Raw genomic sequence first — 1,807 nt, forward strand, 5'->3', positions numbered from 1 at the left:
GCTCCTGAGGCGTCCCGGCTCCCGAGTGGCGGGGTGGTGCAGGGGGGTGGGGCTGGTGATCCGGGATCAGGAGGCGGCGATCGCCTCGGTGACCGCCGAACGGGCGTCGGCGGCGCTGTCGGCGGCGAGAGCGAGCTCCGCGTACCGCTTGGCGTCGTCGAGGGTGTGCTCGGCCAGCTCGGCGCGGACGTCGGCGAGAGCCGACGGCGACATCGAGAGGGTGGTGGCGCCGAGGCCGACGAGGACCACGGCGAGCAGCGGGTCGGCGGCGGCTTCTCCGCAGATCCCGACGGGCTTGCCCAGCGCCGCTCCCGCGCGGCCGACCTCGCCGACGAGGCGGAGCACGGCCGGGTGCCACGGGTCCTGGAACGCCGAGACCGTGCCGAGCATGCGGTCGGCGGCGAGCGTGTACTGGGTCAGGTCGTTGGTGCCGATCGAGGCGAAGTCCGCGACTCCGAGGATGCGGTCGGCGAGCAGGGCGGAGGAGGGGACCTCCACCATCACTCCGGCGGTACGGATGCCGAGCTCCCGCGCCATCGAGGTGAAGTAGCGGGTCTCGTCCACGGTTGCGACCATCGGCGCCATGACCCAGAGGTCGGCGTCGGTGGCGGCGTCGGCCTGGGCGAGGGCGGTGAGCTGGTCGCGGAGGATCTGCTCGCTGGCGCGGAGGGCGCGCAGTCCGCGGAGACCGAGGGCCGGGTTCTCCTCGTGGTCGTCGTTGAGGAAGCTCAGCGGCTTGTCGGCGCCGGCGTCGAGCGCGCGGACGACGACCTTGCGGCCGGGGAACGCAGCGAGCAGGCGCGTGTACTGCTCCGCCTGCTCGGCGACCGAGGGCGCCTCCTTCGCGTCGAGGAAGAGGAACTCGGTGCGGAACAGCCCCACTCCCTCGGCGCCGAGCTCGACCGCGTTCGCAGCGCCGTCGGCCGAGCCGAGGTTCGCGAGCAGCGGCACGGCGTGGCCGTCTGCCAGCGCGCCGGGGACGACCGGTGCGGCGAGCATCTCGGCGCGCTCGGCGATCGAGGACTTCGCGGCGCCGATCTCGGCGTCCGAGGGGTTCACCGTCACGACGCCGGAGGTGGCGTCGAGGATGACGAGCTGGCCGTCCCGCAGGTCGAGGGCGCCGGTGGTGCCGACGATGGCGGTGATCGACTTCTCCCGGGCGAGGATCGCCGTGTGCGAGGTCGGCCCTCCGTCGCTGGTGATCAGGCCGAGGACCTTCTCGAGGTCGAGCAGCGCCGTGTCGGCCGGAGCGAGGTCGCGGGCGACGAGCACGAACGGCTCGTCCGACTCGGGGACGCCGGGAGCGGCGACGCCGCGCAGGTGCGCCACGACGCGCTGCGAGACGTCGTCGAGGTCGGTCGCGCGCTCGGCCATGTAGCCGCCCATCGCCACGAGCAGGTCGCGGAAGCCGGCGAAGGCCTCGTGCACGGCGCGCTCCGCGGTCTTGCCCCCGGCGATCCGCGCCTTGACGTCGTCCGCGAGGGACGGGTCCTCGGCCATCAGGGCCTGGGCGTCGAGGACGTCCTTCGCCGAGCCGCCGGCCCGCTCGCCTCGGTGGCGGATCGTCGCGGCGGTGGCGGAGAGCGACGAGACGGCGCGCTCCTCCTCCTGAGCGATGCTGCGGGTGCTGGCGGTGTCCTCGGGCTCGGGCAGCGGCTCCGGCATGCGCAGGACCGGCCCGAGGGCCAGCCCGCGTCCCACTCCGGTGCCCTGGAGCGTGACGGCGACCCTCAATGGGTCGCACGAGGCGCCTGCGAAACCCGGCGACGGACCGCGTCAGCCTCGGGAACGCAACGGCGACCCTCAA

Annotated in this window: 1 protein-coding gene; it reads right to left on the bottom strand. The window is 74.2% G+C overall.

The genetic code is table 11. From position 1 onward, the window contains the following. Window positions 1-66: 66 nt before the first annotated feature. On the bottom strand, window positions 67-1,665 hold the full coding sequence (gene ptsP, locus C5C82_RS17025) for a phosphoenolpyruvate--protein phosphotransferase (protein WP_244230703.1): 1,599 nt from the start codon (window positions 1,663-1,665) through the stop codon (window positions 67-69). Window positions 1,666-1,807: the final 142 nt, after the last annotated feature.

The sequence above is a fragment of the Rathayibacter sp. AY1D5 genome (assembly GCF_002932515.1).
In the GTDB taxonomy this organism is placed as follows: Bacteria; Actinomycetota; Actinomycetes; order Actinomycetales; family Microbacteriaceae; genus Rathayibacter.